We start from the raw sequence: 24896 nt of genomic DNA, 5'->3' as shown, positions 1-24896 counted from the left end.
TGCACCACTTGTTGCGTGCTCCCATTCAAGTCAGCATCAGCCCAAGTGGGGAGGTTGCATGCTGTTGAAACTGATCAGCTGCGGCAGCCTGGCGCTGGTGAGTGTTCTGGTGGTGACCCTGCTGCAGGGTTTGCGGCAACACAACCAACGCATCCGTGCGCTGCAGGAGCGGATCGATCAGCTGGAGGAGCGCACACCGAACCGTGCCCACAGTGAGCTGCTCAGCCAACAGATGGGTGTGATGCAGGAACGCATGGATGCCTTCTCGGCCATGCGCACCTCTGCCGCTTCATCCCTTCACCGCATCCCCGCTGGCATTGGGCAGGATGAAGCGCTGCAAGAGAACGAACAAGACCAACACCGGCAGGATTGACACCACCGAGCCGGCGGCAACGATCCGCCAATCCAGCGAAAAGCTGCTGGAGAGCTGCTGCAACCCCAGAGGCAAGGTGTAGAGGGACGGGTCGTCGAGGATGACCAGCGGCCAGAGGAAATCACTCCAGGTGCCGATGAACACGAACATCGCCAGGGTGATGAGATCGGCTTTGGCGGCAGGAATCATCACGTTCCACCATTCCCCCAGGCGACTGCAGCCATCGATGCGTGCCGCCTCCTCCAGCTCCTTGGGGACACCCAGGAAGCTCTGGCGCAGCAGATAAAGGCCAAACGCTGTGGCCGCCTGGGGAATCACCAGGGCCAGCAGGGTGTTGCGCAGCCCCAGCTGCACCATCAGCAGATACAGCGGAATCATCACCACCTGAAACGGGATCAGGATCGTGGCCACCACCAACCCCAGCACCAGGCCCCGACCGGCGAAGCGCAGCCGGGCCAGGGGGTAGGCGGCCAGGGAGCAGAACAGCAGGTTGGCCAGCACCGCCAGGCCACTCACCACGGTGCTGTTGAACAGATAGGTGGTGAGGGGATTGTCCTGAAACAGCCGCACGTAGGCATCGAGGCTCGGCTGGGCGGGCAGCAACGCCGGTGGACTGCTGAAGATGTCTTCCGCCGGGCCCTTGAGCGAGGTGCTCACCAACCAGAGCAACGGCGTGAGCACCAGCAGCGTCAGAAGAATCAGCAGCACCAGCTGAACGGCCTTGGCGGTGGAGGTGCGCATGGCGTCAGCTCTAGAGCGTCGGTCGGGTCTCCAGAACAACAGGATCCTTCTGCGGATGCAATGACTGGCGCTCCTCTCCGGCCACCAGGCGATTGAGGGCGTTCACGAAGGCCATCGCAGCCGCCACCACCACATCGGTGTCTGCAGCGTGACCGGAATAGAGCGCACCGTTGCGGCGCAGGCGAATGGTCACATCGCCCATGGCATCGATGCCCTCGGTGACCGACTTCACCGAAAACTCGATCAATTCATTGGGCACACCCGCCAGATCATTCAGGGCACGGCAGACGGCATCCACTGGACCGGTGCCCACTGCCGAGCCCGTGGTTTCACTGCCCTCTTCATCCGAAAGGGTGACGGTGGCGGTGGGGCGCAGGCTGCTGCCGCAGCTGACCTGCACCAGCTTGAGCTGGAAACGGGCTTCCGGCTGCTGCACCTGTTCGCTGACGATCGCCTCCAGATCACGGTCGGTGATCTCGCGCTTGCGATCAGCGAGTTCCTTGAAGCGGGCAAAAGCCTCATCGAGATCCTCACGGGTGAGGTCGTAACCCAGCTCCTCCAGTCGGGCGCGAACGGCACTGCGGCCGCTCAGCTTGCCGAGGGAGATGCGGTTGTCGGACAAGCCCACCGTCTGGGCGTCGATGATTTCGTAGGTGAGCCGGTTCTTGAGAACGCCGTCCTGGTGGATGCCGGATTCATGGGCGAAGGCATTGGCACCAACGATGGCCTTGTTGGGCTGCACCACCATGCCGGTGAGATTGGAGACCAGCCGTGAGGTCTTGGTGATCTCTTCGGTGCGCACGGCCGTGAGCGGCGTGGGGCTGTCCTCCTCCCGGCCAAAGAAGGGGTTGTAGTAGCGCCGCCGCACATGCAGCGCCATCACCAACTCCTCGAGGGAGGCATTGCCGGCCCGTTCGCCGATGCCGTTGATTGTGCATTCGAGCTGACGGGCGCCGTTCTTGACGGCCTCGAGGAAATTGGCCACGGCCAGGCCTAGATCGTTGTGGCCGTGCACCGAGATCACGGCATCGCCGATGTTGGGCACGTGCTGGTTGATGCCCGCAATCAGCGCACCGAACTCCGAGGGGGTGGTGTAGCCAACGGTGTCGGGAATGTTGATCGTGGTAGCGCCAGCGGCAATCGCCGCCTCAATCACCTCGTAGAGGAACTCCGGATCGCTGCGGCCAGCGTCTTCACAGGAGAACTCAACGTCCTCCACAAGAGAGCGGGCGTAGCTCACCATCTCGGGGACGATGCCGAGAACATCGGCACGGCTCTTGCGCAGCTTGTGCTCGAGGTGGATGTCGCTGGTGGCGATGAAGGTGTGAATGCGGCGACGCGGGGCTGGCGCCACGGCATCGGCGCAGGCCTTGATGTCGGCCCGTGAGGCACGGGCCAGGCCACAGATGATCGGGCCGTTGTCGCCACCCACCTGCTGGGCGATCCGCTGCACGGCAGCGAAATCCCCGGGGCTGGCGAAAGGGAACCCCGCCTCGATCACATCCACACCGAGCCGCGCCAGCTGCTGGGCAATGGCCAGCTTTTCCTCCAGGTTGAGGCTCGCCCCGGGCGACTGCTCACCATCCCGAAGGGTGGTGTCAAAAATCAGGACGCGACCGGGGTCCTTGGCCATGGAAGGGGCTCCAGCGGAGGTCTTAGTCGGAATGACTATGAGTTAACCCATCTTAGTTCAGCCCCCGAGGGGGAATCGGATTAAATTCAGCCACCGTTTGGGCTTGTTCGTGACCAAAGGCGCTGTCGCCCTGGTGTTGCATGCCCATCTGCCCTACGTGCGGTCGGCACAACCTGGCTCCCTGGAGGAGGACTGGTTTTTCCAGGCCCTGATCGAGTGTTATCTGCCGCTGCTGGAAACGCTGGAGCGGGCCAGCGCCGACCCCCACCAGCAGCCCAAACTCACCATCGGCCTGTCGCCGACGCTGCTTTCGCTGCTGAGCGATCAAGACCTCAAGCAGCGCTTCCCCGACTGGCTCAAGGAAAGGCTTGATCTGCTGCCGAAGGCCGACCCATCCCTGCGCGTAGGCGCCGAGCACCTAGCGGCCACAATCGAGCGGCATCAGCGGGCCTGGCAGAGCTGTGACGGCGATCTGATCCAACGCTTCGCCGCCCTGCAACGCCAGGGGGTCGTGGACCTGCTCACCTGCGGCGCCACCCACGGCTACCTGCCCCTGCTTCGCCATCACCCGGAAGCCGTACGCGGGCAACTGCGCACGGCAGTGCGGGAACACCAACGCCTCGTTGGCGAACGCCCCTTGGGGATCTGGTTGCCGGAATGCGCCTATTACGAGGGCCTGGATCGCTGGATGCGCGATGCGGGGCTGCGCTACGCCGTGCTGGACGGCCATGGGTTGCTGCACGGCCGGCCCAGGCCCCGCTATGGGGTGTACGCCCCGATCTGCAGCCGCAATGGGGTGGCCTTCTTCGGGCGTGACAGTGACGCCACGCTGCCGGTGTGGTCGGCCAAGGACGGCTACCCCGGCGATCCCCACTACCGGGAGTTCCACCGGGATCTGGGTTGGGACCTGCCGATCGAAGAGCTCAAACCCCTGGGGCTCGACCAGCCGCGACCGCTCGGCCTGAAGCTGCATCGGGTCACCGACCACAGCGCTCCGTTGGACCGCAAACGCCCCTACGAACCGGTGGTAGCGGCGGAACGGGTGAAAGAGCACGCCGCCGATTACCTGCAGGGCCGCCGGCGGCAACTGGATCAGCTCAGCGCTGCCATGGACGTGTCCCCCCTGCTGGTGGCCCCCTTCGATGCCGAACTCTTCGGCCACTGGTGGTTTGAAGGGCCGGCTTTTCTCAGCCAGCTGTTTCGGCAGGCACCTGAGCAGGGGGTGAGCTTCACCCGGCTGCGCGATGTGCTGAACAGCGTTGGCCAGCTTCAGCTCTGCGATCCCTGCCCCTCAAGCTGGGGGCAAGGGGGCTATCACGACTACTGGCTGAACGACAGCAACTCCTGGATCATTCCTGAGTGGGAAAAGGCCAGCGCCGCGATGGTGCAGCGCTGCAGCCGCGGCGTGGGCAGCGAGCAGGCGATGCAGTGGCTGCAGCAGGCGGCTCGGGAACTGTTGCTGGCGCAGTCGTCGGATTGGAGCTTCATCCTGCGAGCCGGCACCACCACCGAACTGGCCAAAGAACGGGTGCAACGCCACCTGGGCCGCTTCTGGCAGCTGATGCAGGCGATCGACGGCAGCACCGAGCTGCCGGAGGGCTGGCTTGAAGAGGTTCAGACGGACGACCGCCTGTTCCCGCTGATTCAGCCATTGGACTGGTCAGCGGTTCAGCCAACTCCTCAGCCTTCTGCGCCGAGCGCATAGACAAACGCATCCCTCATCTGAGGGATGCGTAGATGTTCAGCCCTCCCTCAACTGAGGGATCGGGTCTTTCCTGAAACGATCTCAAAACCGCGGCGCCTGATCCTTCGCCGCCCCCAACACCAAGCCCCGCCGCAACCCCCAAGGGGATAAGGCAAACAAGCGCAGCATCACGCCCATCAGCCGAGGCAGCGGCAGGGTGTTGGTGAGAAAGCCAAACCACTCCTCCCTAGGCAATGAAAAGAAGGTGGCGAAGTGGGTGCGCAACAACGCCTCGTTAAAGCCCATCAAACGGCCCAAACCGAATTGATAGAGCTGATGGCGCAGCACCAATTCGATTGGCCACAGCGCTTGCCAACCCCGATGGGCCAAGGGCGCTGAACCAAGGCTTGGATTGGCGATGGCTTCGGCAACAGCATCAGCCAGATCAGGACCGCGCCGCAGCAGCGATCCCACCATGTAGCCCGAGGCCGGGTGCACCATGCTCGCCGCACCGCCAAAGGCCAGCACCGGCTGGTTGCGATCCGGCAGCGGCAGGTTCATCGGGAAGAGGCAGAACTCTTCGTGGATCACCTCAGTGATCTCCACGCCGCGCAGATCCAGGCGCTGCTGGAGCCGTTGCTTGAGCACGTCGTAGGGAACACCTGGTGCCAAGGCGAGGGAGGTTTCCTCCACGAAGAACACCCCATCGCCCAGATCCATCGCATAAAGGAACGTGGGTGGTTCGCTGCGCTGCTCCTCGCTGAGGTGATCGCAGCGGTAGTCCATCAACACAAACCGACCCTCCTCGATTGGAGGTTTGGAGAAACGCCCCACCACGCCGTAGGCCGCCTGGCCCGCCACCGGCCCCTGATCCGGCCGATGAATGTGGGGCGTGCGCGAGCCGGAGGCATCAATCACCAAGCGCGCCTGCAAGGTTGTTCCCGATGCGCAGCACACGCTGGTGGTGGAGCCATTCACATCCACCCGCTGAACGGTGTCTTGATGAAAGACCACACCCTCAGACCGCTCCAGCCAATGGCGCTGCAGGGCCGCCCGATCGAACAGGCCGTAGTCGATCCCGTGGGCATGGCTCTGATCTTGAGCCGTTGAGCCACCTTCGCCGAAGTAACTGACGGTGTCGCTCCAGCGGTGCTCCAGCAGCTGCTCAAGCCCCACCGCTTTGAGTTCATCGGCCCAGATGCCGTAGGTGTTCGGCCAGGGATCGTCGACCGGATCCGGGGCAATGGCCGCAACAGCCACACCCCGTTGGTTCAGTTCCGAAGCGATGCAGAGGGCAGCAGGACCACCCCCCAGCACCAGCACGTCCACCGGCTCAGCCAAGGTCAGCTGTCCTGCGCCTCAGATTCAGTGTCGTTGGACTCGGTGTCGTTAGCAGAATCGTCCTCCGCTTCCGGCGGCACCAGCACCACCTTCAGAAGCCGGTCGCCCTTGTCGAGCTTCTGCAGACGCACCCCCGTAGCAGCACGGGACTGCTGAGGGATGGCATCGGCGCTGGTGCGCACGATCACCCCCTTCTCGCTCACCAGCAGCAACTCTTCACCGGCACCGAGCACACTCAGCCCCACCAGCTCGTCGGAGTCGGTGCGGAACTTCATCGCGCGAAGACCCATGCCGGCCCGCTTCTGCAGACGGAATTGCGTCACCGGCACCCGCTTGCCCAAACCCGAAGCCGACGCCACAAGCACCCAGGGGCCCTCGCTGGCGGCATCCTCTTCATCGTCTGCGCTGGCGGCCACCTGATCGGCGAGTTCCACCGGCAGCACATCCATGCTCACCAGGGCATCGCCCTCGCGCAGGTTCATCGACCGCACGCCGCGAGCCGTCCGCCCCAAAGGCCGCAATTCCTCATCACTGAGGCGGAAGTGGATGGTCATCCCGGCTTTGGAGCCGATCAAAACACTGTCGCCGGGCACGGCCAAGCGAACCCAGGTGAGAGCATCGCCTTCCTCCAGGTTGATGGCGATCAGACCATTCGAGCGGATGTTGCTGAAGGCCGAAAGGCGGGTGCGCTTGATGAAGCCACCGCGGGTGAGCATCACCAGGTCGGTGTCGTCGCTGAATTCCGACACCGGAATCAATGTGGTGATCGCTTCTTCCCGGGGGATCGGCAGCAGCTGCACTACCGGTGTTCCCTTGGCCGCACGGCTGCACTGGGGCACGCGGTAGGCGGGCAGGGCGTACGACACACCACGGTCGCTGAACAGCACCAAGGTGTCGTGGTCGTTGCAGCTGATGAACAGCTTCACTGCATCTTCACCCTGGCTGCGGGTGCCGGCCTTGCCGCGGGTGCCGCGGCTGGTGGCCTCGAATTCACTCACCGGCATCCGCTTGAGGTAGCCGGTTTCGGTGAGCAGCACCACCGACCGCTCGTTGGCGATCAGGTCGATGTCGGAGAGGCCACCGCCAAGGTCGAGGATTTCGGTGCGGCGCGGCGTCGGGTAGCGCTCCCGCAGCTGGCCGAGCTCGTCCTGAATGATCCCGAACACCCGCTCACGCCGGCCAAGGATGTCCTTGTAGTCGGCGATCTTGGTGACCAGATCCTCGTGCTCGAGCCGGATCTTGTCGGCCTCAAGAGCGGTGAGACGACGCAGCTGCATCTGCAGGATGGCGTCGGCCTGGATGTCGGAGAGGCCATGGCGATCCTGCAGCTGTTGCCGGGCCGTGGCCGTATCGGGTGCAGCCCGGATCAAGGCAATGATCGGATCGAGCTGATCGAGGGCCAGCAGCAGGCCCAGCAGGATGTGGTCGCGCTCTTCGGCCTTGCGCAGCAGATAGCGGGTGCGGCGCTCGATCGTCTCGACGCGGAAGTCGAGGAACACCTCGAGCATCTTGCGCAGGGTGAGCAGGATCGGCTCACCGTTCACCAGCGCCAGCATGTAGGCACTGAAGTTGCTCTGCAGCGGAGTGAGCTTGAAAAGGTTGTTCAGCACCACCTGCGGGTAGGCGTCGCGGCGCAGCTCCACAACGATCCGCATGCCGTCGCGGTCGCTCTCGTCGCGGATGTCGGAGATGCCCTCGAGCTTCTTGTCGTTAACCAGCTCTGCGATGCGCTCGATCAGCGCCGCTTTGTTGGTCTGGTACGGCAACTCGGTGATGATCACCGCATCGCGATCGGGACGCCCCGGTGCCTCGATCGTTTCGATGTTGGCCACGCCGCGCATGGTCACCGAGCCGCGGCCACCCAGGTAGGTCTCACGGATGCCTTCGCGCCCCAGGATCTGACCGCCGGTGGGGAAGTCCGGCCCGGGGATCAGCTGGTTCAACTCCTGATCAGTGATCTCCGGGTTCGCGATCAACGCGAGCAAGCCATCAATGAGTTCATTGAGGTTGTGGGGCGGGATGTTGGTCGCCATCCCCACGGCGATGCCCGCCGAACCATTCAGCAGCAGCTGCGGAATCCGCGCCGGCAGCACCGTGGGCTCCTGCTGGGAGCCATCGAAGTTGTCGGCGAAATCAACGGTCTCGGCCTCAATGTCCTCAAGGAGGCTGTCGGTGGTGAGGGCCTGCAACCGCGATTCGGTGTATCGCATGGCCGCCGGCGGGTCGTTGTCCACCGAACCGAAGTTGCCGTGCCCATCGATCAGGGGCATCGACATGGAGAAGTCCTGGGCCATGCGCACCAGGGCGTCGTACACAGCGGTGTCGCCGTGGGGGTGATATTTGCCGAGCACTTCGCCCACCACACGGGCGCACTTGCGGTAAGGCCTGTCGCTGGTGAGGCCCAGCTCGTACATCGCATAGAGAATCCGGCGATGCACCGGCTTGAGGCCGTCGCGGGCATCGGGCAGGGCCCGACCCACGATCACACTCATCGCGTACTCCAAATAGGAGCGCGACATCTCGTTGCGCAGGTCCGTCTGAATGATCCGATCGTCGGAATCGCCGGGACCGCCGCCGCCAGGCCCCACAGAATCCGTCATACATGCATCAGACGTCCCTTATCAGTCTATCTCGGACAGTGGAAGCAACAGAAAAATCCGGATAAAGTGCCGACCGCTTTCAACTGACGTGATGGGTCCTGTCGACGAGCCGCGCCCTGAAGCCGAAACCCCAGGCAGCGACCCCACCCCCACACCGGAGCCCACGCCCGCCGCAACGCCGGAACCTGAGCCGACTCCGGCACCCACGCCAGCACCAACACCGGCTCCGACTCCTGCGCCCACTCCGGCACCAACCCCCGCTCCAACACCAGACCCGGTGATTTCTTCCACCGTGTCGATCCCTGCTCAGGAGAGCGCCGATGAAGACGGCGGCGAATGGGAGCTGCTGGTGGGCAAGGTGAAGGACTGGCTCGAGCAGAACGATCTGGCTGAGCTCTGGACCAAAGCCCAGCTGCCGCTGCGGGTGGTGGGCGGCCTGATCGTGTTCAGCCTGGTGGCGACGGTTTACTCCGGCGTGCTCAGCACCATCAACAGCATCCCTCTGGTGCCAGGCCTGCTGGAGCTGGCCGGAGTGATCTGGCTGGTGAACTTCGCGCTGCGCAACCTGATCCGCAACAGCGATCGGGACAACTTCATCAAGGGCGCCCGCTCCACCTGGACCCGCGTGACAGGCCGATCGAGCTGACCCGATCAAGCTGAGTCGATCATCCCGATTGGTAGCTTGATCTGACTTTATTGAAGTCGCGCGGTGGACATTCAGCTCGGACGCTCCAAGACCGTTCGCCGGGCCTACGGAATCGATGAAATCGCTCTGGTGCCTGGGGGTCGCACGGTGGACCCCGAGGTCACCGATACCCGTTGGACCCTGGGCGGCATCGAGCGCGAGATCCCGATCATCGCCAGCGCCATGGACGGCGTGGTGGACGTGGGCATGGCCGTTCGCCTGTCCCAACTGGGCGCCCTCGGCGTGTTGAACCTTGAGGGTGTTCAGACCCGCTACGAAGACCCCAACCAGGTGCTGGATCGCATCGCCGCCGTCGGCAAGGACGAGTTCGTCCCGCTGATGCAGGAGATCTACAGCCAGCCGGTTCAGGAAGCGCTGATCCGCAAACGCATCCAGGACATCAAGGCCCAGGGCGGCATTGCAGCCGTCAGTGGCACTCCGGTGGCCGCCATGCGTTTCGGCAAGGCCATCGCCGAAGCCGGAGCCGACCTCTTCTTCGTGCAGGCCACCGTGGTCTCGACGGATCACACCGGTCCTGCAGGCCAGGAGACCCTGGATCTGGAAGCCCTGTGCCGCGACATGGGCGTTCCCGTGGTGATCGGCAACTGCGTCACCTACGACGTGGCCCTGCAGCTGATGCGGGCTGGCGCCGCCGGCGTGATGGTGGGCATCGGCCCCGGTGCCGCCTGCACCTCCCGTGGAGTTCTCGGCGTGGGCATTCCACAGGCCACCGCAGTGGCCGACTGTGCTGCCGCCCGGGCCGACTACGAAAAGGAAAGCGGTCGCTACGTGCCGATCGTTGCCGACGGTGGCATCGTCACCGGCGGTGACATCTGCAAGTGCATCGCCTGTGGCGCCGACGCCGTGATGATCGGCTCCCCCATCGCCCGTGCTGAGGAAGCTCCCGGTCGGGGCTTCCACTGGGGCATGGCCACCCCGAGCCCGGTGCTGCCCCGCGGCACCCGCATCAATGTGGGCAACACCGGAAGCATCGAACGCATCCTGCGCGGCCCGGCCAAGTTGGACGACGGCACCCACAACCTGCTGGGCTGCCTGAAGACATCGATGGGCACCCTGGGCGCCCAAACCATCAAAGAGATGCAGCAAGTGGAGGTGGTCGTGGCACCCTCCCTGCTGACGGAAGGCAAGGTCTACCAAAAGGCCCAGCACCTCGGAATGGGCAAGTAAGGCAGGGCTAAATTGGAGCTGTGCGGGCCTCGGCCCACACACTCCTCACACCCCCCGGCCCGGCGCGATCGGGCTTTCACTCTTTGTGGAGAGCGACTGTCACAGTTCCCTTCTCAGCAGGGAAGAGCTGTGTTTTCGCTCGAAACCGTTGCTAAATTCTCCCTAAATTGCCCTGCTCATATGTCCAGCGCTGCTGCTGTCACCGATGCATCCTTCGAGCAGGACGTGCTCCAGAGCGACGTGCCGGTTCTCGTGGACTTCTGGGCACCCTGGTGCGGACCCTGCCGCATGGTGGCTCCGATCGTGGAAGAGATCGCCAAGGAATTTGACGGCCAGATCAAGGTGTTCAAGCTCAACACCGACGAGAACCCCAACGTGGCCAGCCAGTACGGCATCCGCAGCATCCCGACGCTGATGGTGTTCAAGGGCGGCCAGAAGGTTGACACCGTCGTGGGCGCTGTTCCCAAGGCAACCCTGTCAGGCACCATTTCCAAGTACCTCTGAATCCGTCTCCAGAACTGATCGACCGGTTGAGTCTGAACCTCGGGTTAATCGATTACGGCATGGGCAATCTCCACTCGGTGGAGAAATGCCTCGAGCGGCTCGATCAGGGCTGCTCATTGATCCATAACGCCGAAGATCTGGAGGGCGTCGATGCGCTGATCCTGCCCGGGGTCGGCGCTTTTGATCCGGCCATGGCCAACCTCAGGGCCACCGGACTGGTGCCCCACCTGCTGCGCTGGGGTCAGGAAGATCGCCCCTTGCTCGGCATTTGCCTCGGCCTGCAACTGCTGTTCGAGCAGAGCGATGAAGGCAGCGATCCAGGCCTCGGGCTCTTGAGCGGACGGGTGAGCCGCCTGCCCAGCAACAGCGGCGAACGCATCCCCCACATGGGCTGGGCTCCGTTGAAGCTTCACGGCAGCTGCCCGCTTCTCAGCAGCGATGCCCCATCCGAGTGGGTGTATTTCGTGCACAGCTACGCCGCTGTTCCCAGCGATCGAAATGACCTCAAAGCCTCTGCCCCCTTCGGCGATCAGGAGGTGACCGCTGTGGTCTGGCGGGGCCGCGTCGGCGCTTGCCAGTTCCATCCGGAGAAGTCGTCCGATACCGGGGAACAGATGCTCAAGCGCTGGTTGACCTGGCTGCGCAACGGGGCTGAACCCTGCCCATGAGCGGTGGCGGGCAACTGCGCCTCAGCGGGGGGCGACGGCTGCTGAGCCCCGGGGGTCGCACGGCTCGGCCCACCACCTCCAGGGTGCGCGAAGCGGTAATGAACATCCTTGCCCCGCACCTGCGGGACTGCCGCTGGCTCGACCTCTGCAGCGGCAGCGGCGTGATGGGGTGTGAGGCCCTGCAGCGGGGGGCGCGCTGTGTGGTGGCCGTTGATCAAGACCCGCAGTGCATCCGCGTCAGCCGCAGCAACCTCAGTGTCGTGGCGGAAAGCCGTTCACCGGCTCCGGAGATCCGCACCGAACGGCGGGAACTGATCTCGTGGCTGCGCAAGGGCTGGAGCCAGGAGCCCTTCGACATCGTCTATTTCGACCCTCCCTACGACCAGGGCCTCTACGAACCCTGCCTGATCGCCCTCGCCGAGGGGAATTGGCTTCACCAGGATTCTCTGGTGGTGTGTGAACACCGCTCCAACCTGAACCCAGAACCGGACTCAGATTGGACAGTGGTGGATCAACGCCGCTACGGCATCAGCAGCGTGATGCTGCTCAGCCCCCCAGAGCGCTGCCACCACGGCGGTACTGGTTCCATGCCGCCACGAACAGACCCATCAGCGTGACGGGGATCAGACCCAGAACGATGCCGCAGAGCAGAGGTTCGATCATCGCGTCGCGTCAGCAATCAGAATTAGGGAGAATTCTCTCATTGGAACTCCGGGTCTGTGGTCCAGCCGTCACGAATTGCGGCCGAATCGGCATCAGCTGATGCAAATGATTCGAGCGATCGGGGTCGCGGCCTGATCGCCGCGCTCGTGGTGTCGGCTGCCACGGCCTGCGTGGTGCTGGTGCTCTGGGTACTGGGCAGCGCCCAGCAGGACCCCTACATCAAGGCCAGCCTTGAGCTGCAGGGGGCGGTTGACCACGGCGGCCAGCTGTTCCGAATCAATTGCGCCGGCTGCCATGGCCTGGCCGGCCAGGGGTTGGTGGGCCCTCAACTTCAGGGCGTCAGCAACCAACTCAAAGACCCCGTTCTGGTGCACCAGATCATCAGTGGCGAAACTCCCCCCATGCCGAGCTTTGAGATGGAACCGCAATCGATGGCCGACCTGCTGGCCTACCTGCACACCCTCAGCTGAGCCGCTGCCTTGAATGCCGTTGTCGTGCTGGTGGAGCCGGCCGGCCCCCTGAACATCGGAAGCGTGGCCAGGCTCTGCGCCAATTTCGGGGTGAGCGAGCTGCGGCTGGTGGCCCCCCGCTGTGACCACCTCAGCGAGGAGGCCATGCTGATGGCCGTGCACGGCCAAGCGCTACTTCACGGCGCCGTGGTGGTTCCCGACCTGCTGACGGCCATCCATGACTGCCGCCGTACCGTGGGCAGTTGCGGACGCCTGGACCATGGCGAGATCCCCCTGCAAACACCCCAGCAGGCCCTGGGTTGGTTGCTGGCCGGCGATGGCAGCAGCTCCAACTCAGACGCCCCCGTGGCCTTGGTGTTTGGACGGGAAGACCGCGGCCTCAGTAACAGTGAGCTGCGGCTCTGCCAGAGGGTTCTCTGCCTGCAGAGCGGGGAGGCCTATCCCTCGCTGAATCTCTCCCACGCCGTGGCGGTGGTGCTGCATGAGTTGGCCCGCCTCAACAGCGGGACCACGGAAACCCGCTGCATCGAGCCACCATCGCCGGACCCGGCAGCCGCCAAGGCGCTTTCAGCATGTCTTGACGACGCCACTGACCTGCTGCTGGAGGCCGGTTTCCTGCTGGAGCACACCGCCGCTGCCCGTATGGCCAAGGTGCGGGATCTGCTGCAACGCGCCACGGTGCGCGCCGAAGAGGTGGCTCTGCTGCGGGGAATGGTGCGCCAAGTGCGCTGGGCCATCCGCGCCAAGCGCCCCTAATCTCTGCCGAACACTCACGGCTGAAAGGTTGAGCAGCAGTCGTTCGTCACGTCGCTCCACCGGCTGGAAAGGTCCGGCCCAGCTCATCCTGCGGCTGGTGTTGATGGGGGTGGGTCTTGGACTGCTCACCGGCAGCGGCCTGCGGCTGCTGGCGCCGCGCATTCAGCAACAGGAGATCGCACTGCCCAGCTGGCTGGCCGATCAGGCGCTGATCACCACGCTGCTCGGTGACGCCGTGGAGCCGCCCAGCGATGAAAACATCCCAAACAAAAAAGCTGCGCCTGCGGTGGCGAATGGCCTGAAGCAGGCACGCTTCGCCCCCAGGCAGGAAATCAGGGCGCTGAGTGAGCGCTGGCTGGAGCTGGCCGCGCAACAGGGCGATCTGCAGGCCAGCGCCTACATGCTGATCCTCGATGACGGACGCTTTGCAGCCATGAAGGCCGAACGGCCGATGGCTGCCGCCAGCTCGATCAAGACTCCGATCCTGCTCGCGGTGCTGGAACTGCTGGATCAGGGAACTCTGCAGTGGAACGAACCGCTCACGCTCACCGAGGAGTTGGTGGGGGGAGGCGCCGGTTGGATGGCCTCCCGGCCCCTGGGCAGCCGCTTTCCCACCCATGAGGTGGCCACGGAAATGATCCGGGTGAGCGACAACTCCGCCACCAACCTGATGATTGCCCGGGCGGGAGGAATGGATGCGATCAACGCCCGCTTTCAGGAGCTGGACCTGCCCTCCACCGTGGTGAACAACTGGCTGCCGGATCTCGACGGAACCAACACCACCAGTGCCAGAGATCTCAGCCGGGCCATTGCCCTGGTGGACAGCGGCGAGCTGCTGGCCCCCCGCAGCCGGGATCTGTTTCGCGAGGTGATGAGCACGTCGATCACCAACACGCTGCTGCCCAGAGGTTTGTTGCGCGGCCTCGGCGGTGCCCAGGGCGAACCGGACGCAAGCCTGGCCCGCAAGGGGTACCGCGTCTACAACAAAACCGGTGACATCGGCGTCGCCTACGCCGATGCCGGGCTGATCGAACTCCCCGACGGACGACGCGCTGTGGCGGGATTTCTGGTGGAGGGCCCCTTCAACGACCCCCGATCCACCGAACTGATCCGTCAGCTCGCCGCCGCCATGGCACCGCACCTCAAACCCGTCCCTGTTCCGCCCAAGCCATGAAGCTCGCTCCGCTGTTGTCTGCTGCCTGGCTGGCTGTTGCAGCCATGCCCGGAGCTGCGGAGGTGATTGAGCGTCAGCAGAGCGTTCGCCCCATGCCGGGAGGCCTCGACAGCGTGTTGATGGTGAACGACAACAACCCCGAGCTGATCGAGGAAGACGGCATCCTGATCTCGACCTTCCCCGATGGGGAGGCGGCGTCGGTGCCGGTGGTGCTTAACGGACGCTTTGACCTGTTCAGCCACCACGTGTACGCCGGTGATGCGGAGGGCAGCCCCAGCTCAACCCTGTGGCTGGCGGTGCTGGCGGCTCCGCTGGGGAATGCTCCCGTGACCCTGCAGCTGCTCGCAGGCAGCACCTCGCTCTCGCAGGCCACAGGGCCCGGCCAGACCCAGGCCCCCTTCCTGCCCTTGCCGAGCCTGATGCCGGAAACCACCGAGGTGGTGGCGGCAGGACCCGGCAGCCGTGTGGCCGGAGATCTGTTGGCCGGCCGCAGCGCAGCGGAACTGACCAACCGCCGCTGGAGCCTGGCTCCCGGCGCACCCACACAGCTGCTGCTGTTGCCCGTTCCCGTGGCCGGTCTCGATCCCCTGCTGAACGGCCGCAACCTGCAACTGCGCTTCCACAGCTCCGGCCCTGTGGCGCTGGCAACCCTGGCCGCTCACGGTGAAGACGGAAAGGCTCCAAGCGAGCAGCACTGGCTGGAGCTGCTCAAGGACCAACGCATGAGCAGCAAGGAGCATCAACCCACCCCACGGGGCAGCAAGGGCAAGATCATTTATTCCCGGGTGAGCGGTGTTCAGATCGGCAGCAGCTGGCGGGCGCGCATCACCGACCCGGGCAGCCAGGTGCTGGCCGCACCCACGGCCCCCATCTCCTGGCCGATCAGCAGCCTGGAGCGCGGCACCCTCGCCACCAACCAGGTGCAAACCGCGGAACTCAAAAGCTTCTATCCCGGCACCGCCTGGGCCGCCCATGGCAACTACGGAGTGGAGTACGACCTCACCCTGCCCCTGCAAAACACCGGCTCAGACACGGTGACGCTGCAGTTGTCGCTGGATTCGCCCCTCAAGGGCAACAGCAACACCTCCTTGCTGCGCTTCCGCGATGACCTCAACGGTCCGGTGATGTTCCGCGGGCCTGTGCAGACAACGGGTCTGGAGGATCCAGAGGGTGTTCCCCTGGGACGCCAGACCCAGCACCTGGTGCTGCGCCAGGGGCAACAGGGGCCGTCCCTGGGACAGCTGATGCTCAAGCCAGGGGAGGCCAAGCAGGTGCGCGTTCGCCTGGTCTATCCCGCTGATGCCACGCCACCGCAGGTCATCACCGTGCAGCCTGTGAAACAATCCTGAGCACGCCTAGAGAATTGCTCGTGACTGCACCCCGGAAGCGCAGGGTCTTCCCCTTCACTGCGGTGATCGGTCAAGAGGAGATGAAGCTGGCCCTGCTTCTCAACGTGATCGATCCACGCATCGGCGGCGTGATGATCATGGGAGACCGTGGAACCGGCAAATCCACCACGATCCGTGCCCTGGCCGATCTGCTGCCAGACATCGACGTTGTCGCCGGCGATCCCTACAACAGCTCGGCCAGCGATCCCGACCTGCAGAGCAGTGAGGTGCGCGAGCGGATGCAACAGGGGGAAACCCTGACCACCGAACCGCGGCAGGTGCCGATGGTGGACCTGCCCCTCGGTGCAACGGAAGACCGCCTCTGCGGCACCATCGACATCGAAAAAGCCCTGAGCGAAGGCGTGCGCGCCTTTGAGCCCGGCCTGCTGGCCAAGGCCAACCGTGGCCTGCTCTACGTGGATGAGGTGAACCTGCTCGACGACCACCTCGTCGACGTTCTGCTCGACTCCGCCGCCTCCGGCTGGAACACAGTGGAGCGGGAAGGCGTCTCCGTGCGCCACCCCGCGCGTTTCGTGTTGATCGGCTCCGGCAACCCCGAGGAAGGCGAACTCCGCCCCCAGCTGCTCGACCGTTTCGGCATGAGCGTGGAAGTGCGCACCGTGCGTGATCCGGAGCTGCGGGTGCAGGTGGTGGACCAGCGCACCGCTTTCGACAGCGATCCCGATGGCTTCAGCACCGCTGTGGAGGGCAATCAAGATGCCCTGCAACAGCGGGTGGTGGAGGCCCAACAGCGCCTGGAGCAGGTGACCATCGACGACGATCTGCGCCTGCGCATCTCCGCCGTCTGCGGTGAGCTGGATGTGGATGGCCTGCGGGGTGACATCGTCACCAACCGTGCCGCCCGTGCCCTGGCCGCCTTTGAGGGACGCACGGAAGTGAGCGAGGAAGACGTAGCCCGCGTGGCGTCCTGCTGCCTGCGCCACCGTCTGCGCAAGGACCCCCTGGAGCAGGTTGATTCCGGCGACCGGGTGGTGAAGGTGTTCTGCAAGGTGTTTGAGCGCAGCGAGAGCAGCGACCGCGCTGATTTCGAACTGGCCCTCGCCGCCTGATCCCCCCACAATCAGCCCATGCGGATCCTCGGCATCGACCCGGGCCTCGCCCGGGTGGGCTACGGGGTGATCGACATTCAGGACGGATGCCAACGCATGCTCGACTGCGGCATCATCCAGACCGACTCTGATCGCTCCGATGGTGATCGGATGGTGGAAATCGCTGGCGACCTGCGCCAGCTGATCCGGATCTGGCGCCCGGAACTGGCAGCCGTGGAGAAGTTTTTCTTCTACCGATCCAGCAACACCATCAACGTGGTGCAGGCGCGTGGCGTAGTGGTGATGACCCTGGCCCGCTTCAAGATCCCGATGGTGGAGTTCCCTCCGATGCAGATCAAACTCGCCGTGGCGGGGTTCGGCCATGCCGAGAAGGATGAAGTGCTGGAGGCGGTGATGCGGGAGTTGAACCTGGAGCAACCACCCCGACCGGATGATGCGGCCGATGCCCTGGCGGTGGCGCTGACGGCCTGGTTGCAGCGATGAGCAACAAGCCGACGCTGCGCCGTCACTTCAAAACCCAGCGTCATCTGGGAGAGGCGGCCACGCAATCCATCCAGAACGCCGTGGCGGCGCTGATCGGCCAGTCCAACTGCGGCAGGCGCCATGTGGGGATCTACTGGCCACTGCCGGGGGAGGTGGATGTACGGCCGCTGCGGGATGGTCCCCATCCGCCCTTGGCCTTGCCGGTGGCCGATGGCTGCGGCGGACTCATCTACCGGAGCTGGGGTGAGGACCCGCTTCATCCCGACGGCTGCGGCATTCCTGCTCCTGCCGCAGGAGACGCTCTGAAACCCGATCAGCTGGCGCTGCTGCTGGTGCCAGCGCTGGCGGTGGACGGCGCGGGAATCCGCCTGGGCTATGGCGGTGGGTATTACGACCGGCTCAGGGCTGATCCCGCCTGGGCTGCCGTGCCGGCCTGGGTGGTGCTGCCCTCAACCTGCCTTGCCGCCGAAGCGTTGCCCCGCGAGCCCTGGGATATTCCGTTCACAGGCTGGATCACGGAACAGGGTGCTGGTCGGCCCGCCTGAGGGGCCGCATCATGGGCACCATCGATCGCCCTTCCATGCTGCGTCTGCTGGCTCCACTGCTTCTGCTCGGCTCGGTGCTGCACGGTGCGGGGCTGGCCCCTGCCAAGGCCCATCAGATCGAAAGTGCTCTGCAGTATCTCGATGGCGATCTGCAATTGAGCAGCAGCTTCTCCAACGGTGAGCCCACCCAAGGGGCCGTTGTTCGCTTGCTCAATGCCGATGGCACGCCAGGGCAGGAACTGGGCCGCACCGATGCCGAGGGACGCCTCAGCCTCGATCTCAGCAGCGTGGGCAATGGCACCGTTGATCTCCAGGTGGACGGTGGTCCAGGCCACCGCGACTACCTCGAACTTCCCGTTCAAGACGGCGCAGTGAATCTGAATGAGGTGGTCATGTTCCCCTTCAGCCTGGTGATGGTGGGGCTGCTGGTTAGCGTGCGACGTCGAAACGACTGAGCCCAGCATGGCCACCAGCACCGGCAGTGATGCCCTCGACCGGATGGTGGAGCGCTTGGGCGGAACCGCCGATCCAAAACGCCGCTACGAGTACGTGCTCTGGTTGGCCAAGAAGCTCGCTCCCATGCCGGCCGAGGAGCAGACCGACGACATCAAGGTGAAGGGATGCGTGTCGCAGGTGTTTGTGCGAGGTGCCCTCGATGAGGGAGTGATGCGCTGGCAGGGGGACTCCGATGCACTGATCACCAAGGGGCTGCTGGCGTTGTTGATCCAGGGGCTGGATGGATTGACGCCGGCCCAGGTGCAGGCGGTGGACCCGGCCTTCATTGCGGCAACAGGCCTGCAGGCCAGCCTGACGCCCTCCCGCGCCAATGGCTTCCTCAACATCCTCCTAGCCATGCAGGAGCAAGCCCGTCAACTGGACAGCTGACCCAAGCGCTGATCAGGACAGGGACAGGAACAGAAGCCGAATCACGTCAATACATAGAGTCGCTCGCAAACGTTCCAACACGGATCACAGGGGATGGCAGCAAAGGTCGGCGTGGGTCTGCTGGGACTGGGCACGGTTGGCGGTGGAGTGGCATCGATCCTCCAGAACCCCAGCGAACGTCACCCGCTGGTGGGTGAACTGGAGCTGATCCGTGTTGCCGTCCGCGATCTGAACCGCCCCCGGCCCGTGGCCCTGGACGAAAGCCTGCTGACCACCGACCCATCGGCGGTGATTCAGGACCCAGCCGTGGACGTGGTGGTGGAGGTGATCGGCGGCCTGGAGCCGGCCCGCAGCCTGATTCTCCAGGCGATTGCAGCCGGCAAATCCGTGGTGACCGCCAACAAGGCCGTGATCGCACGCCACGGCCAGGAAATCGCTGAAGCCGCGGCCGCCGCCGGGGTGTACGTGCTGATCGAGGCCGCCGTTGGTGGTGGCATTCCCATCATTGAGCCGCTGAAGCAGTCCCTGGGGGGCAACCGCATCAACCGCGTCAGCGGCATCATCAACGGCACCACCAACTACATCCTCACCCGCATGGCTGAGGAGGGGGCCGCCTATGACGCGGTGCTCAAGGATGCCCAGGAGCTGGGCTACGCCGAAGCCGATCCGGCAGCGGATGTGGACGGTCTTGATGCGGCCGACAAGATCGCGATCCTTGCGACTCTGGCCTTCGGCGGCAGCGTGGATCGCGCTGCCGTTCCCACCGACGGCATCAGTGGTCTGCAGGGCGTGGATGTGGATTACGCCAATCAACTGGGCTATGGCGTGAAGCTGCTGGCGGTGGCCGAGCGCATGGCCGAAAGCGGCGATCCCCTGCCCCTCTCCCTGCGGGTGCAGCCCACGCTGGTGCCCAAGGACCACCCCCTGGCGGGCGTGAACGGCGTCAACAACGCCATCCTTGTGGAAGGAGACCCCATCGGCCGGGTGATGTTCTATGGCCCCGGTGCGGGAGCCGGCCCGACCGCCTCTGCGGTGGTGGCCGACATCCTCAACATCGCTGGCATCCGCCAGGCCAGTGAAGGTCCCGGGAACGTGGATCCCCTGCTGGCAGCAAGCAGCTGGCGGCCCTGCTCCCTCGTCGACTCGGGCGACATTCGCCAACGCCACTATGTGCGTTTCAAAACAAAAGACGCCCCCGGCGTGATCGGCAAGGTGGGCGGTTGCTTCGGCGAACGCAACGTGTCGATCCAGTCGATCGTGCAGTTCAATGCGAGTGACGCCGGGGCCGAGATCGTTGTGATCACCCATGAAGTGAGCCAACGCCAGACGAATGAAGCCCTGGACGCCATCCAGGCTTTGCCGGAGGTGTCTGGCCTCGCTGCTCACCTCGGCTGCCTCTAAGGAGAGCTTCCGCCCTGGCGAATGCCCCCTGGCGTGCGTCAGAGTGTCAAGAACTTTCACGGCACAGCCCTGAATCCCCAGATCTGTGCTTGAAACGGTTCATGCAGAACCTCACCTGCTCGAGTCCCGGTCAAGGCTGCCCCCTAGAGGAGGGGGTGAATCCGATGACGGTGCACCAGGGAGATTGCGTCAATCTCGACAGTGACGACGACACCTATCAAGTGATCGGCGTGGATGGTGACCATGACCGCTGCTGGGTGCGCCGTTGGCCCTTACAGAGCAACGAGGGCTCACCGGTGTTCGAAATCTCGTTGGAAAGGATTCGCCAGGTCGGGTAAGTCCCTGTTGAATGGGCCGACCCGTGTTAGTTGAGGCCCGTTGAAGCGCACCGATGGCCCCACGAGATGGACGTGCGGTGGCGCGCTGATGGCCCTGGCCCTCACCATCACCCAGATGGGGTGTCAGGGCCCGCCCCCCACTAGCCGCATCACGGTAGCCTCTGCAGGGCGAATCAGTTCCCTGGATCCAGCCCAGGCCAGCACCCTCGGCGCCACGCAGCTGATCAGCGCCCTGGGGGATCCGCTCTATCGCCTCAGGCGGGATGGCTCCCTGGAACCTCGCCTGGCGGCATCGGCCCCGGTTCTCAGTGATAGCGGTCGCACCGTCACGGTCCCCCTGCGCACCGATGTGCGTTTTCACGATGGAACGCCGTTCAATGCCGCAGCCATGGCCTTCAGCCTGCGGCGTTTCCTCGAGATCGGAACCCTCAGCTATGTGGTGGGCGATCGGATTGCGGCAGTGGAGGAAGCCGACAGCCACACCCTGCGGCTGCGCCTCAGTCGCCCCTCCACATCCCTGCAGGGCCTGCTGACATCGATCAACCTCACCCCGATCTCACCAACGGCTTACAGCAACCACCAGGACCGTTTTCTGCACGACCGCTTTGTGGGGACAGGCCCCTACCAACTGACCCGCTTCAGCGAACATCAGCAACGCTTGGAGCCCTTTGCCCAGTACTGGGGTGAGGCGCCGCGCAACAACGGCCTCGATCTGATCACGCTGAGCAACTCCACGGCGCTCTACGGGGCATTGCGCAGTGGCGAGGTGGATCTGCTGCTCTCCGCCTCGATCGACGAAGACCAGCGCCACACCCTGCATGAACGGGCCAGCGCGGGGGAGCTGCACGAGTCGGTGGGTCCGGCGATGGAGATCGGCTACATCACCCTGCTGAGCAACCGGGAGCCATTCCAAGACCCCAAGCTCAGGCAGGCCCTGGCCGTCAGCCTGAACCGACTCGAGATCAGTGAACGGGTGAGCTACGGGCTGCGCCGTCCGCTACGGGCTCTGGTGCCCCCCAGCCTGGCCGGCGGGTCCATGGCCCCATGGCCCGAACACAACCCCGAGCAGGCCCGCGAGCTGCTGCAGGCAGCGGGCTACTGCAATGGCAGCACCCTGCGCTTTCCGCTCACCTTCCGCTCCAATGTGCCCGCCGACAAATTGCTGGCCCTCACCTGGCAGGCCCAGGTGCAACGGGACCTCTCGGACTGCCTGGTGTTGGATCTCGATGGCGTCGAATCCACCACCATCTACCGCCAGCTGGGGGAAGGTGCCTTCAAAGCCGTAATGCTGGATTGGCGCGGCAGCTACCCCGATCCGGAGGCCTATCTGACGCCGCTGTTGAGCTGCACCTCGGTGGAGGGCAACATCTGCACGGACGGAGAAGCAGCCATCAGCGGCAGCTTCTGGAGTGCCCCCGGATTGCAGACCGCCCTGCTGAACTCCGACACGCTGACGGGTGATGCCCGCAGCACCGCCCTGGACCGTGTGGATCATCTCTCCGCCGACGGTGCCGCCTACATCCCCGTCTGGCTGGATTCACCTCGGGCCTGGGCCCAGCTGAACCTCAACCCTCCACGATTTGATGGCAGTGGTCAGCTGATGCTCGCTGAGCTGGAGCGCCGCCAGGACGGAGCAACGAACAACTGATGGGACGCGCCCGAGACCTCGCCCGCTACAGCGCCACCCGCCTCGCCCTGGCGCCATTGATGTTGTGGCTGATCGCCAGCCTGGTGTTCCTGTTGCTGCGCGTCGCCCCAGGGGATCCCGTGGATGCAGTGCTCGGCAGCCGTGCCCCCTCCGCCGCCAAAGCCGCGATGCGGGCTCGGCTGGGCCTGGATCAATCGTTGCTGGATCAGTACCTCAGCTACCTCAACGGCTTGATCCACGGCGATCTGGGACAAGCCCTGATCAACCAGGAACCGGTTCGAACCATCATCGGCAGAACCCTGCCCGCCAGCCTGGAGCTGAGCGTGATCGCCTTGGTGATGGCTGCTGTGGTGGGGCTGAGCATTGGCTTCAGTGGCATTGCCCGGCCCGAGGGAAAGATCGACCTGGGCGGACGCCTCTACGGATTGGGCACCTATGCCCTGCCGCCCTTCTGGGTGGCCATGCTGGTGCAGCTGGTGTTCGCTGTCAGCCTGGGCTGGTTGCCGGTGGGCGGGCGCTTCCCCCCCAGCCTTCTCCCCCCCGAGGGCAGCGGCTTTTTCCTGCTGGACAGCGCTCTGCAGAACAACTGGGCCGCTTTCCGAGGCACCGTGCGTCACCTGATCCTGCCCGCGGGGACCCTGGCTCTGCTGCTCAGCGGCACCTTCACGACCGCCCTGCGACTGAACCTGCGACGCACACTGCGCGGCGACTACGTGGAAGCGGCGCGGAGCCGCGGCCTCAGTGAGCGCCAGGTGATCCTGCGCCACGGGCTGCCCAATGCCTTGCTGCCGGTGCTCACCATTGCTGGCATCACCGTGGCCTCCTTGATTGGTGGAGCCCTGCTGATTGAAGTGACCTTCTCCTGGCCAGGCATTGCCTTGCGGCTGCAGGAAGCCATCAACCAGAGGGACTACCCCGTCGTTCAGGGGATCGTGGTGGTGATCGCCGCCCTGGTGGTGCTGGTGAGTGTTGTCGTTGACCTGCTGGTGGCCAGCCTCGATCCACGGGTGCGCTACTGATCCAGCAGCTGCTGGGCCCTGCGACGGCCCAAGCGATGCCAGCGCGTCTTGGAACTGGCGTCCATCAGGTGAACGGCATCGTTGCGGGGTGACGTGGAGCTCAGGGAATCGAGGAAAAGGATGACCTCATGGGCAATCACCCGTTGAACGCTGAGGGGATTGACGCCCACCAACTCTTCGCCGAGCCGGAAAAGGTCATCCCCCTCTGACGCCATTCCCTGGCCATCCACACGAATCGGCGAAAAGTGACTGGCCCCCTCAACCACCACCACCTGGCTAGCGGGATGTTCCGCCAATCCAGCCAAAAGAGCCAGCTGCTCATCCAGAGGAGGGGTGATCAGATCAAGGGTCCCACCGACCATCAACAGTGGAATCGGCAACGCCCGACTGGCGCGGTGCGGCCAGATCAACCCGCCAAAGCTGTTGAGCCCCACCACCGCCCGAGGCGGCGAGTCCATCGCTTTGCTCTCGAGCACACGGCCTGCCGCCAGTTCGCACTGAAGCAATTCCGACAGGTTGGTGAGGGGCAAGCCCGCCAGGGCCGCTTCACAGCGCTGGGCCATACCGGGCACCAGCTCCGCCCCACTGGCCAGGAGAGCCGTTAGGGCACCCAGGGAATGCCCCATCAGCACCACCTCGGTTCCGGGGATGTTCAGATCGCCCCGTTGCTGTGCCTCCAGCACCGCCGCCAGGTCAGCCAAGCGATCACGAAGGGCTGCGGCACCATCGAACGACTGCCGCCCCTCGAGCAAACCCTGAACAGCGGCGGCATCGCTGCCGGGATGCTCAAGCACCAGCACGGGCCAGCCCGCCTGCATCAGCGAACGCGCCAGCCAGTGGAAGTGGTTGGGGTCCCCCCCCAGCCCCGGCATCATCAAAACCCAGGTCCGGTCCGCACGAGGCGACTGGGGGATCCAACCTTCCAGCCGCAATGGCTGCGAACGATGGCCCACCGCAAGCGTTGCGTGACGGGGCGCATCCGCCGAGGCAGAACGCTCCCTGCCCTGCAGGGGCTGCAACCGAGCCTCCTCCTGAGCCAAGGCCCGCATCAGGGACTGGTGACGCTTCAATTCCAACCGCCAGCGGTTGGCAGCAGCCACCAACGCATCCAGATCAAGACGCAACTGCGGAGTAGGCAACGCCTCCAACACATCCAGCGTTGAAACGGTTTCCTGCCGTTCGAGCAGCTGCTCCAGCGTGGAGAGCACCAGCGAACGGTTGATGCGCCGTCCGTCCTCCACGCGAATCAATTCCCCCAGGGCATCAAGCAGCGGCCCCGCACCCCAGCTGCTGAGCAGCTGACGCCCGAGGCTGCGGCGGGAGAGCACCGGAGCCTGGAGCAGACGAATCAGCCCCTCGCGACTCTCGGGTGCGAGAAGCCCCATCCAGGTGGACAACTCCGATCGCGAGAGCTCCGCTGGATCAGCCGTCGGCGAGCGCACAAAGGATCCGAGTTCCTCCACCGAAACCGGAAGAACCACGCCGTCGATCTTGACCTCCACACGTTCTGTGGAGCCAACAGGCCACGATCCGCACGTGCTGAGCAGCAGACTGCCCATCAAGCCCATCGCGATGCATCGTCCTGTTAAGCGTCCGCGCAGCAACGCCTGACCCTCTGCGGTGGTGGAACCAGTTTCCA

Annotated in this window: 25 protein-coding genes and 1 pseudogene; 20 read left to right on the top strand and 6 right to left on the bottom strand. The window is 64.7% G+C overall.

Annotated features, from left to right (window positions below):
- Positions 1-58 precede the first annotated feature (58 nt).
- Positions 59-373, top strand: a complete 315-nt coding sequence (locus SynRS9902_RS04500; RefSeq protein WP_186510125.1) for a hypothetical protein — start codon at positions 59-61, stop codon at positions 371-373.
- On the opposite strand, the gene SynRS9902_RS04495 is transcribed toward SynRS9902_RS04500, so the two are convergent.
- Positions 290-1114, bottom strand: coding sequence for a carbohydrate ABC transporter permease (locus SynRS9902_RS04495; RefSeq protein ID WP_186510124.1), 825 nt, complete (start codon positions 1112-1114; stop codon positions 290-292). The two genes, SynRS9902_RS04500 and SynRS9902_RS04495, sit on opposite strands and share 84 nt — an antisense overlap.
- A gap of 10 nt (positions 1115-1124) precedes the next feature.
- A complete protein-coding gene (locus SynRS9902_RS04490; protein ID WP_115081872.1) occupies positions 1125-2747 on the bottom strand; it encodes a 2-isopropylmalate synthase in 1623 nt (540 codons plus the stop codon).
- 109 nt (positions 2748-2856) lie between these two features.
- Between SynRS9902_RS04490 and SynRS9902_RS04485 the strand changes: the two genes are divergently transcribed.
- Positions 2857-4452, top strand: a complete 1596-nt coding sequence (locus SynRS9902_RS04485) for a glycoside hydrolase family 57 protein (protein ID WP_186510123.1) — start codon at positions 2857-2859, stop codon at positions 4450-4452.
- Positions 4453-4533: 81 nt separating this feature from the next.
- Here the strand turns inward: SynRS9902_RS04485 and crtL are convergent, their stop codons facing one another.
- Complete coding sequence (gene crtL / locus SynRS9902_RS04480; protein WP_186510122.1) at positions 4534-5772, bottom strand: lycopene beta cyclase; 1239 nt, start codon at positions 5770-5772, stop codon at positions 4534-4536.
- A gap of 2 nt (positions 5773-5774) precedes the next feature.
- Positions 5775-8372, bottom strand: coding sequence for a DNA gyrase subunit A (gene gyrA, locus SynRS9902_RS04475; RefSeq protein WP_186510121.1), 2598 nt, complete (start codon positions 8370-8372; stop codon positions 5775-5777).
- Positions 8373-8463: 91 nt separating this feature from the next.
- On the opposite strand from gyrA, the gene SynRS9902_RS04470 reads away from it, so the two are divergent.
- The 5 genes and pseudogenes from SynRS9902_RS04470 to rsmD all read left to right on the top strand — a co-directional run.
- The gene (locus SynRS9902_RS04470) at positions 8464-9018 is read left to right on the top strand and encodes a CAAD domain-containing protein (protein ID WP_186510120.1); all 555 of its coding nucleotides are present in this window, start codon (positions 8464-8466) and stop codon (positions 9016-9018) included.
- Between the two features lie 63 nt (positions 9019-9081).
- Positions 9082-10245, top strand: a complete 1164-nt coding sequence (locus SynRS9902_RS04465) for a GuaB3 family IMP dehydrogenase-related protein (RefSeq protein WP_115081876.1) — start codon at positions 9082-9084, stop codon at positions 10243-10245.
- A gap of 180 nt (positions 10246-10425) precedes the next feature.
- The gene (trxA, locus tag SynRS9902_RS04460; RefSeq protein ID WP_006851354.1) at positions 10426-10749 is read left to right on the top strand and encodes a thioredoxin; all 324 of its coding nucleotides are present in this window, start codon (positions 10426-10428) and stop codon (positions 10747-10749) included.
- A gap of 26 nt (positions 10750-10775) precedes the next feature.
- A complete protein-coding gene (gene hisH, locus SynRS9902_RS04455; RefSeq protein ID WP_186510119.1) occupies positions 10776-11417 on the top strand; it encodes an imidazole glycerol phosphate synthase subunit HisH in 642 nt (213 codons plus the stop codon).
- Positions 11414-11953, top strand: a pseudogene (gene rsmD / locus SynRS9902_RS04450) (16S rRNA (guanine(966)-N(2))-methyltransferase RsmD); the annotation flags it as partial. The gene hisH and the pseudogene rsmD, both read left to right, overlap by 4 nt.
- A 10-nt stretch (positions 11954-11963) precedes the next feature.
- On the opposite strand, the gene petG reads toward rsmD, so the two are convergent.
- The gene (gene petG, locus SynRS9902_RS13590) at positions 11964-12080 is read right to left on the bottom strand and encodes a cytochrome b6-f complex subunit V (protein WP_071823076.1); all 117 of its coding nucleotides are present in this window, start codon (positions 12078-12080) and stop codon (positions 11964-11966) included.
- Positions 12081-12136: 56 nt separating this feature from the next.
- On the opposite strand from petG, the gene SynRS9902_RS04445 reads away from it, so the two are divergent.
- From SynRS9902_RS04445 to SynRS9902_RS04385, 13 genes are all read left to right on the top strand, one after another.
- Positions 12137-12550, top strand: a complete 414-nt coding sequence (locus tag SynRS9902_RS04445; protein ID WP_025362444.1) for a c-type cytochrome — start codon at positions 12137-12139, stop codon at positions 12548-12550.
- Between the two features lie 9 nt (positions 12551-12559).
- Positions 12560-13306, top strand: coding sequence for an RNA methyltransferase (locus SynRS9902_RS04440; protein WP_186510117.1), 747 nt, complete (start codon positions 12560-12562; stop codon positions 13304-13306).
- A gap of 28 nt (positions 13307-13334) precedes the next feature.
- A complete protein-coding gene (locus tag SynRS9902_RS04435; RefSeq protein WP_186510116.1) occupies positions 13335-14480 on the top strand; it encodes a serine hydrolase in 1146 nt (381 codons plus the stop codon).
- Positions 14477-15829 carry a DUF3370 domain-containing protein gene (locus SynRS9902_RS04430; protein WP_186510115.1) on the top strand — a complete coding sequence of 451 codons (1353 nt, stop codon included), beginning with the start codon at positions 14477-14479 and terminating at the stop codon, positions 15827-15829. Before SynRS9902_RS04435 ends, SynRS9902_RS04430 begins: the two co-directional genes overlap by 4 nt.
- 20 nt (positions 15830-15849) lie before the next feature.
- Positions 15850-16938 (top strand): magnesium chelatase ATPase subunit I, encoded by a 1089-nt coding sequence (gene bchI / locus SynRS9902_RS04425; protein ID WP_186510114.1) that lies wholly within the window; start codon positions 15850-15852, stop codon positions 16936-16938.
- Between the two features lie 18 nt (positions 16939-16956).
- Positions 16957-17421 carry a crossover junction endodeoxyribonuclease RuvC gene (gene ruvC, locus SynRS9902_RS04420; protein WP_186510113.1) on the top strand — a complete coding sequence of 155 codons (465 nt, stop codon included), beginning with the start codon at positions 16957-16959 and terminating at the stop codon, positions 17419-17421.
- Positions 17418-17966, top strand: a complete 549-nt coding sequence (locus tag SynRS9902_RS04415) for a 5-formyltetrahydrofolate cyclo-ligase (protein WP_186510112.1) — start codon at positions 17418-17420, stop codon at positions 17964-17966. Before ruvC ends, SynRS9902_RS04415 begins: the two co-directional genes overlap by 4 nt.
- 11 nt (positions 17967-17977) lie before the next feature.
- Positions 17978-18421: a hypothetical protein gene (locus SynRS9902_RS04410; RefSeq protein ID WP_186510111.1), complete on the top strand. Its 444-nt coding sequence runs from the start codon at positions 17978-17980 to the stop codon at positions 18419-18421.
- Between the two features lie 7 nt (positions 18422-18428).
- The gene (locus SynRS9902_RS04405) at positions 18429-18851 is read left to right on the top strand and encodes a SufE family protein (protein ID WP_114988587.1); all 423 of its coding nucleotides are present in this window, start codon (positions 18429-18431) and stop codon (positions 18849-18851) included.
- Positions 18852-18944: 93 nt separating this feature from the next.
- A complete protein-coding gene (locus SynRS9902_RS04400; RefSeq protein WP_186510110.1) occupies positions 18945-20252 on the top strand; it encodes a homoserine dehydrogenase in 1308 nt (435 codons plus the stop codon).
- A gap of 101 nt (positions 20253-20353) precedes the next feature.
- On the top strand, positions 20354-20590 hold the full coding sequence (locus SynRS9902_RS04395) for a hypothetical protein (protein ID WP_041435076.1): 237 nt from the start codon (positions 20354-20356) through the stop codon (positions 20588-20590).
- 88 nt (positions 20591-20678) lie between these two features.
- A complete protein-coding gene (locus SynRS9902_RS04390) occupies positions 20679-22238 on the top strand; it encodes an ABC transporter substrate-binding protein (protein ID WP_186510521.1) in 1560 nt (519 codons plus the stop codon).
- Entirely contained in the window at positions 22238-23257 is a 1020-nt protein-coding gene (locus SynRS9902_RS04385; RefSeq protein WP_186510109.1) for an ABC transporter permease, read from the top strand. Before SynRS9902_RS04390 ends, SynRS9902_RS04385 begins: the two co-directional genes overlap by 1 nt.
- On the opposite strand, the gene SynRS9902_RS04380 is transcribed toward SynRS9902_RS04385, so the two are convergent.
- Positions 23251-24825, bottom strand: coding sequence for an alpha/beta hydrolase (locus SynRS9902_RS04380; protein WP_186510520.1), 1575 nt, complete (start codon positions 24823-24825; stop codon positions 23251-23253). The two genes, SynRS9902_RS04385 and SynRS9902_RS04380, sit on opposite strands and share 7 nt — an antisense overlap.
- Positions 24826-24896: the final 71 nt, after the last annotated feature.

The sequence above is a fragment of the Synechococcus sp. RS9902 genome (assembly GCF_014279635.1).
Lineage (GTDB): Bacteria > Cyanobacteriota > Cyanobacteriia > PCC-6307 > Cyanobiaceae > Parasynechococcus.
This window is presented reverse-complemented; position numbering and strand designations above follow the sequence as displayed.

Excerpts from the sequence above, each read along its gene's own strand:
- SynRS9902_RS04495 (WP_186510124.1), bottom strand. The coding sequence starts at position 1,114 with ATGCGCACCTCCACCGCCAAGGCCGTTCAGCTGGTGCTGCTGATTCTT.
- SynRS9902_RS04380 (WP_186510520.1), bottom strand. The coding sequence starts at position 24,825 with ATGGGCTTGATGGGCAGTCTGCTGCTCAGCACGTGCGGATCGTGGCCT.
- SynRS9902_RS04405 (WP_114988587.1), top strand. The coding sequence starts at position 18,429 with ATGGCCACCAGCACCGGCAGTGATGCCCTCGACCGGATGGTGGAGCGC.
- ruvC (WP_186510113.1), top strand. The coding sequence starts at position 16,957 with ATGCGGATCCTCGGCATCGACCCGGGCCTCGCCCGGGTGGGCTACGGG.
- SynRS9902_RS04415 (WP_186510112.1), top strand. The coding sequence starts at position 17,418 with ATGAGCAACAAGCCGACGCTGCGCCGTCACTTCAAAACCCAGCGTCAT.
- SynRS9902_RS04400 (WP_186510110.1), top strand. The coding sequence starts at position 18,945 with ATGGCAGCAAAGGTCGGCGTGGGTCTGCTGGGACTGGGCACGGTTGGC.
- SynRS9902_RS04500 (WP_186510125.1), top strand. The coding sequence starts at position 59 with ATGCTGTTGAAACTGATCAGCTGCGGCAGCCTGGCGCTGGTGAGTGTT.
- SynRS9902_RS04390 (WP_186510521.1), top strand. The coding sequence starts at position 20,679 with ATGGCCCTGGCCCTCACCATCACCCAGATGGGGTGTCAGGGCCCGCCC.
- trxA (WP_006851354.1), top strand. The coding sequence starts at position 10,426 with ATGTCCAGCGCTGCTGCTGTCACCGATGCATCCTTCGAGCAGGACGTG.
- gyrA (WP_186510121.1), bottom strand. The coding sequence starts at position 8,372 with ATGACGGATTCTGTGGGGCCTGGCGGCGGCGGTCCCGGCGATTCCGAC.
- SynRS9902_RS04385 (WP_186510109.1), top strand. The coding sequence starts at position 22,238 with ATGGGACGCGCCCGAGACCTCGCCCGCTACAGCGCCACCCGCCTCGCC.
- SynRS9902_RS04395 (WP_041435076.1), top strand. The coding sequence starts at position 20,354 with ATGCAGAACCTCACCTGCTCGAGTCCCGGTCAAGGCTGCCCCCTAGAG.
- SynRS9902_RS04490 (WP_115081872.1), bottom strand. The coding sequence starts at position 2,747 with ATGGCCAAGGACCCCGGTCGCGTCCTGATTTTTGACACCACCCTTCGG.
- SynRS9902_RS04410 (WP_186510111.1), top strand. The coding sequence starts at position 17,978 with ATGGGCACCATCGATCGCCCTTCCATGCTGCGTCTGCTGGCTCCACTG.
- SynRS9902_RS04430 (WP_186510115.1), top strand. The coding sequence starts at position 14,477 with ATGAAGCTCGCTCCGCTGTTGTCTGCTGCCTGGCTGGCTGTTGCAGCC.
- SynRS9902_RS04470 (WP_186510120.1), top strand. The coding sequence starts at position 8,464 with ATGGGTCCTGTCGACGAGCCGCGCCCTGAAGCCGAAACCCCAGGCAGC.
- petG (WP_071823076.1), bottom strand. The coding sequence starts at position 12,080 with ATGATCGAACCTCTGCTCTGCGGCATCGTTCTGGGTCTGATCCCCGTC.